The 247-nt window shown below is 56.3% G+C and carries 1 protein-coding gene; it reads left to right on the plus strand.

The features are described from left to right. Window positions 1-247, plus strand: a 247-nt coding sequence (locus tag FDX22_RS30860) for a HAMP domain-containing protein (RefSeq protein ID WP_255432726.1), incomplete at both ends; no start/stop codon positions are given.

The raw sequence follows: 247 nt of genomic DNA on the forward strand, positions 1-247 counted from the left end.
ATAAGTTTCTCAAGCCGCTGGATAGCATAGTGGAACAACTGGAACGCCTGGCGACGGGGGATTTGTCGCCTGTTAGCGCGTTATCGGCCAGCGCCGAATTCAACCGCCTGAACGCGGCAATGGATAACATGCGCCATGCGCTGGGCGACTCAGTACAACGCGTACGCGATGCCAGCTCGCAAATTGATATTGGCAGTCGTGAACTGACGGCCGGGAACCAGCATCTGGCACAACGTACAGAATCCAC

Origin of the sequence: Citrobacter sp. TBCS-14 (genome assembly GCF_005280805.1) — a bacterium.
GTDB classification, from domain to species: Bacteria; Pseudomonadota; Gammaproteobacteria; order Enterobacterales; family Enterobacteriaceae; genus Citrobacter; species Citrobacter gillenii.